The sequence below is a fragment of the Luteimicrobium subarcticum genome (genome assembly GCF_002798015.1).
In the GTDB taxonomy this organism is placed as follows: Bacteria; Actinomycetota; Actinomycetes; order Actinomycetales; family Cellulomonadaceae; genus Luteimicrobium; species Luteimicrobium subarcticum.
The window spans coordinates 139,387-154,242 of sequence record NZ_PGTZ01000008.1 but is presented as its reverse complement, the minus strand read 5'-3'; the positions used below and the strand labels follow the sequence as shown (position 1 = coordinate 154,242).

Here is a 14,856-nt window from a genome sequence, read left to right as displayed (position 1 = left end):
CGGCTAGATTGTCGGGCGTGCCACGCCACCCCCTGTCCCGGTTCCTCGACCTCCTCCTGCGGCCGCTGCGCCGACCCGCACCCCGTCCCGGTCGGTCCGGGAAGCCCGGCCCGGCTCCGTCGCGGCGAGGGGCGAGCCGCTACCCGGGCGACTTCACCGGGCGGGTCCGGACGGAGTACTCGCCGCGCCTCGACGGCGCGCCCGACCCCGGCGAGGTCGTGTGGACGTGGGTGCCGTTCGAGGAGGACGCCACCCAGGGCAAGGACCGGCCCGTGCTCCTCGTCGGCCGTGACGGCGGCTGGCTCCTCGCCCTGATGCTCACGAGCAAGGACCACTCGCGCGACCTCGCGAAGGAGAACCGCTGGGGTCGGCGCTGGCTCGACCTCGGGTCGGGGCCGTGGGACCGTCAGGGGCGGCCGAGCGAGGTCCGGCTGGACCGCGTGATCCGGGTGGACGCCGCGTCCGTGCGACGCGAGGGCGCGATCATGCCTCGGCGGCAGTTCGACGAGGTCGTCCGCGCGATGTGACCGGGCGCCCGACTTCGGGAACCGGCGCGTCTTTGCTAAGATGGTGCGCTGTGTGTCCGCCCGGTGCGGATCGCCGGTCGAACCGTCAGGTTCTCCAGGCGGTCGGTCGCCGAAGGTCGGCGGGCACCGCTCCGGCACCTCTCCACGGGTTCCCCACCCCAGTCCCGGTCCTGGAGCCGCCCTCTAGACCTGTCCGCTCGCTTCGGCGAACACACCAGAGAGTTCCCTAACGTGGCAAACATCAAGTCCCAGCTCAAGCGCATCGGCACGAACGAGAAGGCTCGTCTTCGCAACAAGGCTGTGAAGTCGGAGCTCAAGACGCACGTGCGCCGTGTCCGCGAGGCCGTCGCCGCCGGCGACAAGGACGCCGCGACGACCGCGCTCGCGACCGCTTCGAAGAAGCTCGACAAGGCCGTGTCGAAGGGTGTCATCCACCTGAACCAGGCTGCCAACCGCAAGTCGGCCCTGGCGAAGGCTGTCAACGCCCTCTGACGCGCCGGCGCCCGCACGGGCGCCTCGCAGCAGCACAGCAGCAGCACACCGGCCGCCATCCCTCCGGGGACGGCGGCCGTCGTGCTGTCCGGGGACAGCAGCGCGGACCGTTCAGCGGCCCGTCTCCCGGATCAGCGGCCCGTCGCCCGGGAGACGGTCAGCACCGCCCGCTCGACCGCGAAGACCGGGTCGCGGCTGCCGCCCTTGACCTCCTCGTCGGCGCGCGCGACGGCCGTGATCGCGGTGGCCAGGCCCTCGGGCGTCCACCGGGTGAGCTCCTTGCGTGCCCGGTCGACCTGCCAGGGCGCGAGGCCGAGCTGCTGCGGGCTCGGGCCGCCGGACGACCGGGTCGCGGCGACCTTGGCGAGCTGACGCAGCTTGAGCGCGAGCGCGGCGACGAGCACCACGGGATCCACGCCGGACGCGACCGCGTGCCGCAGCAGCGTCACCGCGTCGGCGCTGCGGCCCGCGGCGGCCGCGTCGGCGACCTTGAAGCCCGTGACCTCCTGACGTCCGCCGTAGTAGCGGTCGACGACGGACTCGGTGATCGTGCCGCTCGTGTCGGCGACGAGCTGCGCGCACGCGGACGCGAGCTCGCGCAGGTCGGAGCCGAGGGCGCCGACCAGGGCCTGCACCGCCGGGGCGTCGACGCGCCGGCCCGCCGCACGCATCTCGGCGCGCACGAAGTCCTCTTTCTCGGAGTCCTTCTTGATCGCGTCGCACACGACGACGGGCGCGCCCGACGCCTTGATGGCGTCGAGCATCCGCTTGCCGCGCTGCCCGCCGCGGTGCACGACGACGAGCGACACGTCGGCCTCGGGCGCGGCGACGTACGCGGTCACGTCCTCCACGAGGGCGTCGGTCGCGAGCTGGGCGTCGTCCACGACGACCACGCGGGGCTCCGCGAACAGGGACGGGCTCGCCGCGACGGACAGGCGGCCGGCCTCGTACGTCGGCCCGGCGAGGTCCACCCGCTCGAGCGAGTCACCCTGCGCCGCCGCGGCCTCGCGGGCGAGCGCGACCGCGCGGTCGACCGCTCGTTCGGCGAAGAGCGCCTCCGTCCCGCTGACGAGCGTCACGGGGGCGAGGGCGAGGTCGGCGAGCGCCACCCCGGCCGGTGCCCCGCCTCGCGCGCCGGGACGGGCAGAGGGTCGGGCGGGACGGTTGGACCGAGCAGCGGGAGGCACCCGGCAAGCCTGCCACGCCCCGCCCACGGCGACAGCACCGCGGCCGCGGCCACCACGACGGTGACGCCCGCGAGCAGCGCCGCCCCGGGCAGGCCTGGCAACCACGGAGCCCGGGCGCCGGGCAGCTGCGACGCGACCGTCGCCACCTGGGCGACCCACCACGTCGCGAGCCCTGCGCACCAGGCGATCGCGTGGGCGCCTGCGCCCCACCACGGGGCGACCAGCGTCGCGGCGACCCCCAGGAGCGTCGCGGGCACCAGGGCCGGCTCCGCGACGAGGTTCGCCGGCACCGCGTAGACGGGCAGCGTCGGCGCCAGCAGCACCAGGACGGGACCGCACGCCGCCTGCGCGGCGCACGGCACGGCGACGGCGAGCGCGACGGGCCGCGGGAACAGCCGCGGCATCCCCGACTCCAGACGGCGCGCGAGCGGCCCGGTGCCGAGGACGATCCCCGCCGTGGCCGACGCCGACAGGACGAACCCGTAGCTGCGGGCGAGCCACGGGTCCGCGAGCAGCAGGACGACCGACCCCGCGCACAGCGACGGGACCGAGCGGGCGGGCCGCCCGAGGCACAGCGCGACGAGCGTGACCCCGCACATGGCGGCGGAGCGCACGACGCTCGGGTCGGGGCGCACGAGCAGCACGAACCCCGACAGGCACGGCCCGAGGACGGCGAGGCGCGCCCACCGGCCGAGCCGCGCGACCCCGCACAACCCCGCGAGCACGGCTGCCACGATCGCGAAGTGCCCTCCCGAGACAGCGGTCACGTGCGTGAGACCGGACGTCTTCATGGCATCGGCGAGATCCGGGTCGAGGCGCGTGACGTCGCCGACCGCGACGCCGGGGACGAGGGCTCGGGCCTGCGTCGAGAGGTCGTCCGTCACCGTCACGAGCCCCGCGCGCAGGTCGTCGACGACGCGGAGCGGCCCGGTGGCCCCGTGGACGGTGACCCGTCCGCCGGTGGGCCGCAGGACGGCGACCGCCCGCTCCCCCGCCTCCGCGGGGGCGAGCGAGCCCGTGACCCGCACCCGCTCCCCGACCCGCGCGTCCGCCCACGCGCCGTCACCGCGCACCAGCACGGGTGCGGCCGCGCGGCGCGTGTCGCCGTCGAGCGTGACCGTCCGGGCGTCGACCAGGACGAGCACGAGCGGGTCTCCGCCCCACGGCGACGCGATCGGGGTCGGGTCGTCGCGGACCACGGCGTCCACGGTCACCACGCGACCCGCCGCCGCCCCGGCGCGCAGGCCCGACGCGTCCCGCACCGCGAGCTGGCACGCGGTGACGGCGAGCACGGTCGCGCCCACGGCGAGCGCGAACGCCACGGAGACCGTGACCCGGCCCGCGCGAGCACCGTCCCCCGTGCCGCCTCGGGGATCCCGGGCGGGCGCCGGGGCCGGGAAGCGGCGTGGGCCGACACCGGCCGCGAGCGCCGTGACCAGCAGGACGGCCGCACCGAGCGCCACGCGGCCCGGACCGTCGCGCGCCACGGCCCACCAGGCGACGGCCCACGCGACGAGCGCGGCGGGAGCGAGGCGCAGGTCCGTGGTCACACGCGCACCAGGTCACGCACCTTGGCGAGCAGCACCGGGCCGACGCCCGACACCTCCTCGAGCTGGTCGACCGAGGTGAAGGCGCCCACCTGCGTGCGCCGGTCGACGATCCGCTGGGCGATCACGGGGCCGATGCCGGGCAGGCCGTCGAGGGTCGCGACGTCGGCCGTGTTGAGGTCGACGAGGCCCGGACCGGGCGCGGTCGTACCGGTCGCCCCGTCCGCGGCGCCCCCCGTGCCGCCCCCGCCGCCGGCGGCTGGGGTCGCACCGTCGAGGACGAGCTGCTCCCCGTGACGCGGCACCCGGACCTGCTCCCCGTCGACGACCGGCCGTGCGAGGTTGAGCTGCTCGACGTCGGCAGCTCCGGTGGCGCCGCCGGCCGCGGCGATCGCGTCCGCGACGCGGGCGCCCGTCGTGAGCGTGCGGACGCCCGGGTGCCGGACCGCACCGACGACGTCCACGACCACCGCGCTGCCGGCTGCGGCACCCGTGTCTCCGCCGGCACCCGGCGTGCGCTGCGTGCCGCCACCCGACGAGCCGGGCGCGGCCTCCGCCGCGGGTGCGGGGAAGCTGACGGCCGGAGCAGCGCCGAGGATCGGGTCACCGGCGCCACGTCCGACGGCCACGGCCACGACGGCTGCCGCGACGGCCACGAGTGCGGCGAGGGCGACGGCTGCCGTCCGGACGTCGAGGGTCCAGCGCCGGGGCGCGGGGCGCGTCTCGTGCGGCGTGAGCGGGTGGCCGTGCGCCGACCCGTACGCCGTCGCCACCGCGGTCAGGGCGCCCTGGCGCCAGCGCGTCGCGAGATCGGCGTCGGGGTCCGGGTCGGCGGCCACCGCGCCGGCCGGGACGTCGTGGAGCACGGGGCTCCAGTCGTCGGGAGCGCTCGCATCCACGGCGCCGCCCGACGGGTCGCCGTGGACGCCGTCCCGCACCGCGTCGACCGACGTGTCGACGACAGGGGCGAGGGGGCGCCCGTCGGCGAGGCGGAGACCCCGGTCGCGGGCGTCGCCGGTCGAGCCACGGTCCCGGAGCGGCCCGGGACGCGGGCGACCGACGTGACGTCGGGCGGGCTCCCCGCGGCGGAGGGCGGCGGCGGGTCGGGAGATCGGCACGGCGAGAACCTAGACGCACGTCGCCCCGCGGCCGACGCCGCGGTCCCTGAGGGACCGCGCACGTGGAGGGCCCTCCGGTCAGGGGGCCTGTGGAGAGGTCAGGCGCCCTCGGCGACCACGATCGCGAGCGTGCCGGGTCCGACGTGCGCCGCGAGGACGGCACTGAGCGGCGACACGACGACCTGGCAGCCGGTCTGCTCCTCGAGCTCGCGCGCGGTCTCGAACGCGAGCTCGGGCGGTCCGACGTGGTGCACCGCGAGCAGCGGGCTCACGCGGCGTCCGGCAGACTCGACCGCGACGCCGACGAGCCGGTCGACCGCGGCGGCGCGCGTGCGGACCCGCTGGACCACCTCGATGCGTCCGTCGCGCACCCGCAGGAGCGGGCGCACCCCGAGGACCGTGCCCAGCGCAGCGGCAGGCGCAGAGATCCGCCCACCGCGGCGCAGGTGGTCGAGCGAGTCGACCATGAAGATCGCGCGGCTCGACGCCGCCACACGCACAGCGCGCCGCGCCACGTCGTCCCCGGCCGCCCCCTCGGCAGCCGCGAGGGCGCCCTGCCGGACGGCGAAGCCGAGCGCCAGCCCGGACGTCCGGGAGTCGACGACACGCACCGGGAGGGCTGCCGTCGCCGCCGCGGCGGCCGCCTGGTGGACCGTGCCGGAGAGCTCGCCGGACAGGTGCACCGACACGACACCGGTCGCGCCCCCGGCCGCGGCCTGCGCGTACGCGGCCTCGAACGCGGCCCGCGGGGGCTGCGACGTGCTGACCCGCGCGCCGGACGCGAGCGCGGCCGCGATCTCGTCGGCGTCGATGTCCTCGCCTTCGCGCCCCGACGTGCCGTCCACCACGACGGTGAGCGGCACGACGATCGCCCCCGCGCGCAGCTCGGGCGGCAGGGACGCCGTCGAGTCGGTGACGACGCGCACCCGGTGGCGGGCACGGCGTCGTCCGAGGACGACGGAGGGCGAGGCGGTGCGCGGCGGTCTCATCACCCCCACCCTAGGATGCGAGCATGGCCGACGACGCACCTCGTCCGGACGACATCGCCGCGCTCCGCGCCGCCGCAGCGGAGGCGGCGGCGCAGGCTGCCGAGGCGCGCGCCGCTGCGGCGCAGGCCGCGCTCGACGCGGCGCTGGCCGGCGCGGAGGACGCTCCACCCGCCGCGTCCGACGACCCGTACGCCGCCGAGGTCCGCGCGGCGTACGCGGCCCCGGGTGGGACGCTGCCGCTCGGCGCGCTGCTCGTCGCGGCGGACGGGGCCCCGGCCGCTCCGGACCCGGGCACGCAGGTGGGGTTCGCGCTGTCGATGCTCAACCGCCACGGGCTCGTCGCGGGCGCCACCGGCACGGGCAAGACGAAGACGCTCCAGGGCATGGCGGAGGGCCTGTCGGCGGCGGGCGTGCCGGTGTTCCTCGCGGACGTCAAGGGCGACCTGTCGGGCCTCGCGGTCGCGGGTCCGGACGACGCCCGGGTGGCGGAGCGGGCCGCGTCCGTGGGGCAGGAGTGGGCGCCTACGGCCTTCCCGGTGGAGGCGTACTCGCTGGGCGGGCTCGGGCACGGGGTGCCGGTCCGCACGACGGTCACGGACTTCGGTCCGCTGCTGCTCGCCAAGGTGCTGGGCCTCAACGACACCCAGGAGTCGAGCCTCGGCCTCGTCTTCCACTGGGCGGACACGCAGGGGCTCGCGCTGCTCGACCTCAAGGACCTGCAGGCCACCGTCGCGTTCCTGACGTCCGACGAGGGCAGGGCCGAGCTGAAGGGAGTCGGCGGGGTCTCGGCCGCGACCGCCGGCGTCATCCTGCGGGAGATCACGGCGCTCCAGGCGCAGGGTGCGGACGTGTTCTTCGGCGAGCCGGCCTTCGACACCGCGGACCTGCTGCGCACCACCGCGGACGGGCGCGGCGTCGTGTCGTGCCTCGAGCTGCCGGACGTCCAGGACCGCCCGGCCCTGTTCTCGACGTTCCTCATGTGGCTGCTCGCGGACCTCTACCACGACCTGCCCGAGGTCGGGGACGCCGACCGTCCGCGGCTCGTGTTCTTCTTCGACGAGGCGCACCTGCTGTTCGCGGGCGCGTCGAAGGCGTTTCTCGAGCAGGTCGTGCAGACGGTCCGGCTCATCCGGTCCAAGGGCGTCGGCGTGTTCTTCGTGACGCAGAGCCCGAAGGACGTCCCGGCCGACGTCCTCGCCCAGCTCGGCAACCGGGTCCAGCACGCGCTGCGCGCGTTCACGCCCGACGACGCGAAGGCGCTGCGGGCCGCCGTCCGCACGTTCCCCCGGTCGCCGTACGACCTCGAGCAGCTCCTGCAGTCCCTCGGCACGGGCGAGGCCGTGGTCACGGTCCTCACCGAGAAGGGCGCGCCGACCCCGGTCGCGTGGACGCGGGTGCGAGCACCGCAGTCGTCGATGTCGCCCGCCCCGGCCGACGCGCTCGACGCGCTGGTGGCCGGCTCACCGCTCCAGGCGCGCTACGGCACCGCGGTCGACAACGAGTCCGCCTTCGAGGTCCTGGCCGCCCGGATCGCCGCCGAGCACGCCCCTGCCGCGCAGGCCGAGGTGGACCGGGCGACGACGACGCAGCGCACCCCGACGAGCGGTCGGAGCGACGGTGCGGCACGGACGGCGTCGTCGTCGGTGGACCGGCTCCTCGGGTCGATGGCGTCCACGCTGGGCCGCGAGATCACCCGCAGCCTGTTCGGCACGCGCCGCCGCCGCTAGTCGTCGAGCCCGACGACCGCGAGCGGGCGCGAGCGTCCGTCGGGCGTCTTGACGACCTCGTAGGCCGCGTCGACAAAGGGTTCGAGGGCGCCCACCTTGTCGAGCGGCGCGCCGATGACGAGCTGGAACCCCAGCCCGCGCCACGCCCCCACCGCACGGCCGGCGAACCGGGCGTCGGCCTTGATGAGCGCCTCGTCGAGGAACACGGGGGCGTAGCGGGGACGCTCGGCCGCGGCGTCGCCGAGCTGGTAGCGCAGCGCGGCCCCGACGATGAACGCGACGAGCTCCTGCGACTCACCGCCGGACTTCTCGCCGATGTGGTCGTAGAGCGCGACGTGCCGACCCGCCAGGTCGACCTTCTCGGCGCTGACGCGCACGTGCCGGCGCACGTCGACGAGGTCCGCGAAGTCCGGGCTGGTGCGGCGGATGCGGTCGATCAGTCGGGCCATCCGGGCGAACCGCGCCTCCTGCTCCGCCTCGGTCCGCTTGCTCGTCGGGTCCGTGGCGAGCTCCCGCAGCGCCTTGCGGAACCGCGCCACGACCGCCGACTCGACCGGACGCGCGTCGATCCGGAGCCGGTGGTCGGCGTCCGCGAACGGGAGGTCCGCGAGGATCGCGTTCACCGGCTCGATGCGCTCCGTGATCTCGCGCACGGACCGCCCGATCGCGGCGTGCAGGATCGTGAGGTCGTTGCCCGAGAGCTGCGCGAGGCTGCGCGACCAGCGGCCCTCGAGCTCGTGCAGGCCCTCGCTCTCGACCGTCGCGAGCAGGCGGTCGAAGTCGGCGTACGACGCGTCCGGGTCCGTGCCGAGGTCCGGGTTCGGCCACGTGTCGGTGAAGTGCGTGAAGATCGCCGCCAGCGCGTCGAGCCCGGCGCGCTCCTCCGCCGCCGCGAGCGCCCGCTCGTGCACGGTCTGCGCGGCGAGCGCGCGCACCGCACCGTCGAACCCGTCCAGGCTGAGCGGCACCCCCGACCCCGCGTCAAGGTAGTCGCGCTGCGCGGCCGTGACCTCGACGCCCTTGTCCGCGGCTCGGTCGAGGGCCGTCTGGCAGGCGTCCACGGCGTCCGTGGCACGCTCCCAGGCGGCGTGCGCGTCGTCACGACGGACGGCGGCGCGCGCCGCGTCCTGGCGCTGGGTGTCGAGCCGCGCCGCCACCTCGCGCAGGCGCGCCTCGAGGTCGCGCAGCGTGTCGCTGCCGGCGTGCAGGGCGTCGCGCTGCGCGGACCAGTCGGCGACGGCGCGCTCCGCACCCACGACGTCGACGCGCTCCCACTCGGCCTCGGCGACCTGGGCGTGCACGGCGCGCTGCTCCTCCGCGGCCGCGGCCCGCAGGTCGACGCCCTCGGACCGCTCGGACGCGAGCCGCAGCTCCTCGCGGGCGGCGTCGAGCTGGGACGCGAGGTCAGCGAGGCGCCGCGTGTTGGAGAAGCCGAGGACGCTCGCGCGCCCGTGCCCGCCGTGCGCGCCGCGCCGCCCCTCGGACGTCTGACCGGTGCGCGTCAGGGCGAGACCGTGCGTTCCGAGGTCGCGCGCGTCGTCGACGCACACGTACGCGAACCGGTCGTCCAGCCGTTCCGCGAGCCACCCCGTGAACGGTCCGTCGCGCAGGTCCAGGCGACCGGGCAGCAGGCTCGCGTCCACGCTCCCGTGGTGCACGACCCCGACGGTCGCGCCCTCGAACCGGAGCCGCACCGCGGACGGCACCGCGTCGATCGCCGCACGGAACGCGCCGACACGGTCGGCGTCGACGAGCAGCGTCAGCGCGAAGCCGCCCAGCGCGAGCGAGATCGCGTCACGCCAGTGCTCGTGCTCGGTGCGGACCTCGACGAGCTCCGCGACGAACGGGAGCTCGTCGACGTCCAGCCCGGCGGCCTGCGCGAGCGCGACGCGTGCCCGGTGGAGCTCGTCGGGCACGTTGCCCCGCCGCCGGCCGAGCGACGTGTGCTCGCGCTCGAGCCGGTCGGCCTCGGCGCGCGCCCGGGTGACGGCCTCGTAGGCGGCGAGGCGCTCGTCGCGCGCGGTCCGGCGGCTCGCGTCGGCCGCCGCGACGAACCCGCGGGACGCGGCCCTCTGCCGGTCGAGGTCCGCACGCGACGTCACGCTCGCGTCGAGCTCGGCGAGCCAGCGGTCGAGCCGCGCACGCTCGGCGCGCACGCGCGCCGCCGTCTCCTGTGCCCGGGCGAGCTCGCGCTCGACGGCCTCGAGCCGGTCGCCGCCCTGTGCCCGCACCGCGTCGCGCAGGGCGTCGTGCTCGTGCTCCGTCCCGACGACGACGGCACGGGCGGACTCCGCGTGCTCCGTGAGCCGGCGCGCCGTGGCGGCGTGCTCGGCCTCGGCGTCGCGCAGCAGGGTGAGGCGGCGCTCGTCGCGCCACACGCAGAAGGGGGACGCGGGGTCGTCGGGGCCGCCGACGGCGTCCACCACGGCCGTCCGCTCGCGGGCCGCGTCGACGGCGGCCCGGTGGGCGCGGATCGGGCGCAGCGCGCGGACCTGCCGCTGCGCCGCGAGCATCCGGTCGCGCACCTCGGTGAGGTTGTCGAACTGCTCGACGGCGGCGTCGGCGACCGCGAGCGTCTCCGGCTCCTCGAGCACCATGGCCTTGTAGAGGGCGTCGACGGTCGTGATCTGCTGGCCCGCCTGGATCCGCGCGAGCAGGCCGACGGCCTTCGCTCCCCCGCCGGCCGCCCCGATCCCGAGGGTCGTGTGGAGGCGCGCGGTGAGCTCGCGGTCGGTGTCGTAGCACACGAGGCCGAGCGCCGTGAGGTCCGTGCGGCGGAACCGGCGCGCGGCCGACGGCGCGAGGTCGGCGAGGTCCAGGTCGGCATCGGTGGTGGCGCGGACCGCGACGAGGTCCTCGACGCGCTGCGCCCCGGCGGGGACATACCAGCCGCGCAGCGCGGTGAACCGTCGCCCCGACTGGTCGGCCCACGTCATCGCGACCGCCGACCACGTGTCGCCGTCGGCGCCGCGCAGGACGCGCTCGCGCGTGCCTGCCTCGGTGCGCGACTCGTCGATCTTGCCGCGCGCGTACGAGAGCACGTTGCGCTGGTCCCGCCCCCGCGGACGCCCGACGACGGCACCGTTCGAGGCCCCGTTGAACGGGGTCGTGTGCGGCATCATGAGCGCCACGTACGCGTCCAGGAGCGTCGACTTGCCCGAGCCGGACGCCCCCGAGACGAGGGTGGCGGTCGACGCGAGCCGGATGCGGTGGCGTCCGTCGTACCCGCCCCAGTTGACGACCTGCAGGTCGCGCGCGACCCACTGCTGCCCGCTCGACGCGACGGGGACGAGCCCGAACAGGGTGTCGGCCATGAGGCTCATGCGAGGTCCTCCTCGTCGTCGGCGCCCTCGGTGCCGTCCGGGCCGGGGCCGTCGTCGGAGGCCGTGCCGCCGTCCTCGCGCAGCCACTGCAGCAGCTCGGTGAGCCGCTCCACGGACAGCAGCACCTCGACGACGGGCAGGACGCGGTAGCGGCCCTGGCTGTCCTCCTCGAGCACCTTCTCGCGCACGAGCCGCGCGACCGCGGACCGGATCTCCCGCTGCCGGGCCGCGAGGTTCGTCTCCGCCGGGTCGGTGTAGCTCAGCGCGGTCTGCTCGAGGTCCTCGAGGTCGACGCGCGCGGACGTCTCGCCCGCACCCCGCTCGCGCTGGTAGAGCGTGCGCAGGTGGACGAGCAGCAGCGTCTCGGTGCGCGAGTACGGCTCGTCGCGGAGCAGGACGGGCACCTGCACGTCGGCGTCCCGGACCTGCCGCTTGTACGCGAGCCCGCGGTCGTGGTCGATCACGAGGCGGACGTAGAGGTCGTGCAGGCGCGACTCCACGACGCCCTGGTGCGCGACGAGCGTGCGCCACAGCGCCGGGGTGGCCTCCGCGGACAGGTACCGCTGCCGCAGCACGCGCACCAGCACGTCGCGCACCTCCGCGTCGAGCGTCCCGGTGTCCCCGGGGAACACCTCCGGCAGGTCGGACTCGACGGGCCGCGGCGCGACGAACCCGTCGGCGGGCGCTGCGACGGGCACGCCCTCCCGGGGCGCGTCGTCGGTCACGGTCGTGCTCATCGGTCTCCTTCGGGCGGCGTGAGCCGCAGCGTGGTCCGGCCGAAGGCGAACCGTCGGGTCGTGCCGTCGGGCCGGGTCGCGGTCACGACGGACAGCTCGGTCGCATCGACGGCGTCCTCGGGCTCGACGCCCGCGAGCCGGCCCAGGTGGGTCGACTCGGCCGGGAGCCCGGGTGCGTCCGTCCCGGGACCGCCGAGCGCCAGCTCGAGGTAGCCGAGCAGGTCGACGGGCCGGCGCAGGTCGCCCGGCGCGGACTCGAACACCGCGGCGACGTCGAGCTCGTCGGCCGGGGCGCCTCCCGGGCCCCCGTGCGTCGCGGCCGCGTGCTCGGTCGCGTGCGCGAGCAGCCGCGCGTAGTGCGGGCCGCCCCACGCCCGGGCGCCGGCGAGCGACGCGTCAGCCCCCGCGTCGTCGTCCCACACGTCGATGTCGGCGGGCGGCGCGCTGCGCGCCGGCACCCAGGTGGTCTCGCGCAGCCGCCCGGCGTCGATGCGCGGCAGGCGGCGCAGTGCCGTGACGTCCTGGCCGCGACGGGAGGACGGCACCCACGCCGCGAGCGCCGACACGACCTCGCGGAGCAGGTCGTCGACCTGCCGGTCGCGCAGCGGGTCGTGGTGGCGCACCTGGGTGGTGATGATGTGCGAGGTGCGGCGCTGCTGGGTGAGGACGGCGTCGAGGCCGGTCTCGATACGGCGCGTGATGCCGCGCAGCTCGGCGCGCTGGACGGGGTCGAGCGCGTCGGCGTAGGGGTGTCGCAGAAGCAGGTCGAGCTCCGCGGCGAGCGCGTCGAGGCGTTCCGCGTCAGCGAGCAGGCGCATCGCGCCGGCGAACGCACGACCTTCGGCGGTGGCCTCGAGCAGGTGCTCGGCGCGTTCGAGGTAGGCGGCGAGCACCTCGCCGGTGGGTCGTTCGTCCTGGCGCAGCCCGGCGACGACCTCCCGCTGGAGGCCCTTGATCGACTCGGCCACGCGGGCGAAGTCGGCCGGCAGCTCCCGGACGAGGAAGAGGACGTTCTCGGCCTCCTCGACGTACTGGTCCTCGGCGACCGTCGGGGCGGCCCCGCCCGCGTCGAGGTGCTCGAGCTCGGCGGTGAGCCGCGCGACCTCGGCCTCGATGCGGTCCCGGCGCGCGGAGACGTCGGGGTCGACCTCCTGCGCGAGGTGCTCGACCGCGTCGAGCAGGGTGCGCAGGCGCGACCGGGTGACGCGGGTGCGGGGCCCGCCGGCCCGCCAGGCCACCTCGAGGGCCTCCACGGCGTGCGCGGTGAGCCGGTACTCCTCGGTGCCGTCGTCCGCAACCTGCCGCACGAGCCAGGACTCGGCGACCCACTGCCGGCACAGGTCGCGCGCGGACGCGTCGGGCAGGTCGTCGAAGCCGGCGGAGCGCAGCCCCGCGAGCGCCTCACCGACCTCGGTGTGCGCGTCGGCGACGGGCACGGCGGCCCTGTCGGCGGTGAAGAGCGCGCCGAGCAGCGTCACGACGAGGGGTGCGCGCTGCTTGTGCAGCAGGGCGAGGGTCGGGCTGGCGAAGGCCCGTCGGGCGCTCTCGTACGCACCCTCGATCCTCGCAGCCACGGCCCTAGGGTACGGGGCCGACGGATCCGGCGTCTTCGCAGGTCGGATCGCGCGCCTGACTGCTCCGGTCTACCGTCGTTCTCAGTCGCGAGGGGAGTCGTCATGGCGGGGAGCGGCAAGGCCGCGGGGGGCGTGCTCGCTGCGACGTGTCTGTCCACGCTCGTCGTCAACGCGAACACCTCCGCCGTGAGCATCCTGCTGCCCGCGATCAGCGACGACACGGGCACCCCCGTCGCGACCCTGCAGTGGGCCGTGACGGGCTACTCGCTGGTGGGCGCGGCCGTGATCATCACCGCCGGCTCCCTCGGCGACGTCTTCGGGCGCAAGCGGGTGTTCCAGCTCGGGCTCGCCCTGTTCGTGCTGTCGTGCGTGCTGATCGCCCTCGCGCAGACCGGCGGGCTGGTCATCGTGGGCCGCCTCGTCCAGGGTGCCGCGGGATCCACGATCCTCGCCTGCGGCCTGAGCCTGCTGTCGGTGGCCACGTCGGGCGAACGGCAGCTCAGGGCAGTCTCCCTGTGGGGCGCAGCCGCTGCCGTCGGCGCGGCCGCAGGGCCGCTGCTGGGAGGCGTCCTCGTGGGCGCGACGGGCTGGCAGGGCCTGTTCTGGATCGACGCGGCCGTCGCCGTGGTCTGCATCGTGCTGACGTACGCGACGGTGGCGGAGTCGAGCGACCCCGACCGACCGCGCGACATCGACTACCTGGGCTCCGTGCTCGTGGCGCTCACGCTCATGCCGTTGATCCTCGGCGTCAGCAAGAGCGGCGACTGGGGCTGGGCGTCCGCGGCGACGCTGGGATGCTTCGCCGTGAGCGTGGTCGCCGGGGTCCTGTTCGTCGTCGTCGAGAAGCGGGTCGCGGTGCCCCTGCTGGACCTCTCCCTGCTGCGCAACCGCATCCTGGTGGGATCGACCGTCGCGATCCTCATCGGCGCCGGGACCATCAACGGCCTCATGTACCTGCTGAGCCTGTACTTCCAGAGTCCGGACGCGCTGGGCTTCAGCCCGCTCGAGGCGGGGCTCGCCACGCTGCCCGCCACGGCGGGCCTCGTCGTCGTGGCGCCGCTCGTCCCGCGACTGGCGAGCCGGCTCGGCGGGCGTCAGGTCGTCGGCGCCGGCTTCGTGCTCATGACGGTCGGGTTCGCCGCGATCGGGTTCGTGGAGTCGTCGTGGGCCTACGTCGCCTTCCTGCTGCCAGTGATCGCGATCGCGGTCGGGATGGGGTTGTCCAACGGCCCCGCCTCGTCCGCGGCCACCGCGTCCGTGCGCCAGGAGCAGGTCGGCGCAGCCTCCGGTGTCTCCAACATGGCGCGCTACGTCGGCGCGGCCGTCGCCACAGCGCTCGCCGCGACCGTCTACGGCTCCGTCGACGCCAACCATGTCGCCGACGGCGCGTCTGCGCCCGACGCCCTCGCGGCCGGCCTCGCGGCCGCATCGTGGGTCATGGTGGCGCTCAGCCTGCTCGGCGTGCTCGTGGCCGTCGTCGCGATCCGCCGCGTCCGCACGGGCCGGGCCACGCTGCTCGACACGGCCGCAGCCGCGGCCGCACACCTCCACACGTTGCCCACCAGCGCCAGCGGTACCGGGGCACCGGCCCCAGCGGTACCTGAGGGCACCCACACCCAGCCGGCGTGACGACGA

At 76.2% G+C, this 14,856-nt stretch carries 11 protein-coding genes; 4 read left to right on the top strand and 7 right to left on the bottom strand.

Annotated features, from left to right (window positions below; genetic code table 11):
- Positions 1-17: 17 nt before the first annotated feature.
- Positions 18-527: a type II toxin-antitoxin system PemK/MazF family toxin gene (locus tag CLV34_RS09495; RefSeq protein WP_245859149.1), complete on the top strand. Its 510-nt coding sequence runs from the start codon at positions 18-20 to the stop codon at positions 525-527.
- Positions 528-758: 231 nt separating this feature from the next.
- On the top strand, positions 759-1,019 hold the full coding sequence (gene rpsT, locus CLV34_RS09490) for a 30S ribosomal protein S20 (RefSeq protein WP_100350056.1): 261 nt from the start codon (positions 759-761) through the stop codon (positions 1,017-1,019).
- Positions 1,020-1,150: 131 nt separating this feature from the next.
- Here the strand turns inward: rpsT and holA are convergent, their stop codons facing one another.
- The 4 genes from holA to CLV34_RS09470 all read right to left on the bottom strand — a co-directional run bounded on the left by holA (position 1,151) and on the right by CLV34_RS09470 (position 5,860).
- Positions 1,151-2,128, bottom strand: a complete 978-nt coding sequence (gene holA / locus CLV34_RS09485) for a DNA polymerase III subunit delta (protein WP_100350055.1) — start codon at positions 2,126-2,128, stop codon at positions 1,151-1,153.
- Positions 2,095-3,756, bottom strand: a complete 1,662-nt coding sequence (locus tag CLV34_RS09480) for a ComEC/Rec2 family competence protein (RefSeq protein WP_100350054.1) — start codon at positions 3,754-3,756, stop codon at positions 2,095-2,097. The genes holA and CLV34_RS09480 overlap by 34 nt, the downstream gene beginning before the upstream one ends.
- Positions 3,753-4,871 carry a ComEA family DNA-binding protein gene (locus CLV34_RS16975; RefSeq protein WP_245859147.1) on the bottom strand — a complete coding sequence of 373 codons (1,119 nt, stop codon included), beginning with the start codon at positions 4,869-4,871 and terminating at the stop codon, positions 3,753-3,755. The genes CLV34_RS09480 and CLV34_RS16975 overlap by 4 nt, the downstream gene beginning before the upstream one ends.
- Before the next feature lie 98 nt (positions 4,872-4,969).
- The gene (locus tag CLV34_RS09470; protein WP_100350053.1) at positions 4,970-5,860 is read right to left on the bottom strand and encodes a DegV family protein; all 891 of its coding nucleotides are present in this window, start codon (positions 5,858-5,860) and stop codon (positions 4,970-4,972) included.
- A gap of 23 nt (positions 5,861-5,883) precedes the next feature.
- Here CLV34_RS09470 and CLV34_RS09465 point away from each other — a divergent pair, with 23 nt between their 5' ends.
- On the top strand, positions 5,884-7,587 hold the full coding sequence (locus CLV34_RS09465; protein ID WP_100350052.1) for a helicase HerA-like domain-containing protein: 1,704 nt from the start codon (positions 5,884-5,886) through the stop codon (positions 7,585-7,587).
- Here CLV34_RS09465 and CLV34_RS09460 read toward each other — a convergent pair.
- Genes CLV34_RS09460 through CLV34_RS09450 form a run of 3 tightly spaced genes read right to left on the bottom strand, consistent with a single transcriptional unit; the run spans position 7,584 to position 13,221 of the window.
- The gene (locus CLV34_RS09460) at positions 7,584-10,910 is read right to left on the bottom strand and encodes an ATP-binding protein (protein ID WP_100350051.1); all 3,327 of its coding nucleotides are present in this window, start codon (positions 10,908-10,910) and stop codon (positions 7,584-7,586) included. The genes CLV34_RS09465 and CLV34_RS09460 overlap by 4 nt on opposite strands.
- Complete coding sequence (locus tag CLV34_RS09455; protein WP_100350050.1) at positions 10,907-11,647, bottom strand: DUF4194 domain-containing protein; 741 nt, start codon at positions 11,645-11,647, stop codon at positions 10,907-10,909. Before CLV34_RS09455 ends, CLV34_RS09460 begins: the two co-directional genes overlap by 4 nt.
- A complete protein-coding gene (locus CLV34_RS09450) occupies positions 11,644-13,221 on the bottom strand; it encodes a DUF3375 domain-containing protein (protein WP_100350049.1) in 1,578 nt (525 codons plus the stop codon). The genes CLV34_RS09455 and CLV34_RS09450 overlap by 4 nt, the downstream gene beginning before the upstream one ends.
- Before the next feature lie 102 nt (positions 13,222-13,323).
- Between CLV34_RS09450 and CLV34_RS09445 the strand changes: the two genes are divergently transcribed.
- On the top strand, positions 13,324-14,850 hold the full coding sequence (locus CLV34_RS09445; RefSeq protein ID WP_100350048.1) for an MFS transporter: 1,527 nt from the start codon (positions 13,324-13,326) through the stop codon (positions 14,848-14,850).
- The last annotated feature ends 6 nt before the right edge of the window (positions 14,851-14,856 follow it).

What these genes read in the sequence shown, in the direction of transcription:
- CLV34_RS09465 (WP_100350052.1), top strand. Translation starts at nt 5,884, where the DNA reads ATGGCCGACGACGCACCTCGTCCGGACGACATCGCCGCGCTCCGCGCC.
- CLV34_RS09460 (WP_100350051.1), bottom strand. Translation starts at nt 10,910, where the DNA reads ATGAGCCTCATGGCCGACACCCTGTTCGGGCTCGTCCCCGTCGCGTCG.
- CLV34_RS09445 (WP_100350048.1), top strand. Translation starts at nt 13,324, where the DNA reads ATGGCGGGGAGCGGCAAGGCCGCGGGGGGCGTGCTCGCTGCGACGTGT.
- CLV34_RS09470 (WP_100350053.1), bottom strand. Translation starts at nt 5,860, where the DNA reads ATGAGACCGCCGCGCACCGCCTCGCCCTCCGTCGTCCTCGGACGACGC.
- CLV34_RS09455 (WP_100350050.1), bottom strand. Translation starts at nt 11,647, where the DNA reads ATGAGCACGACCGTGACCGACGACGCGCCCCGGGAGGGCGTGCCCGTC.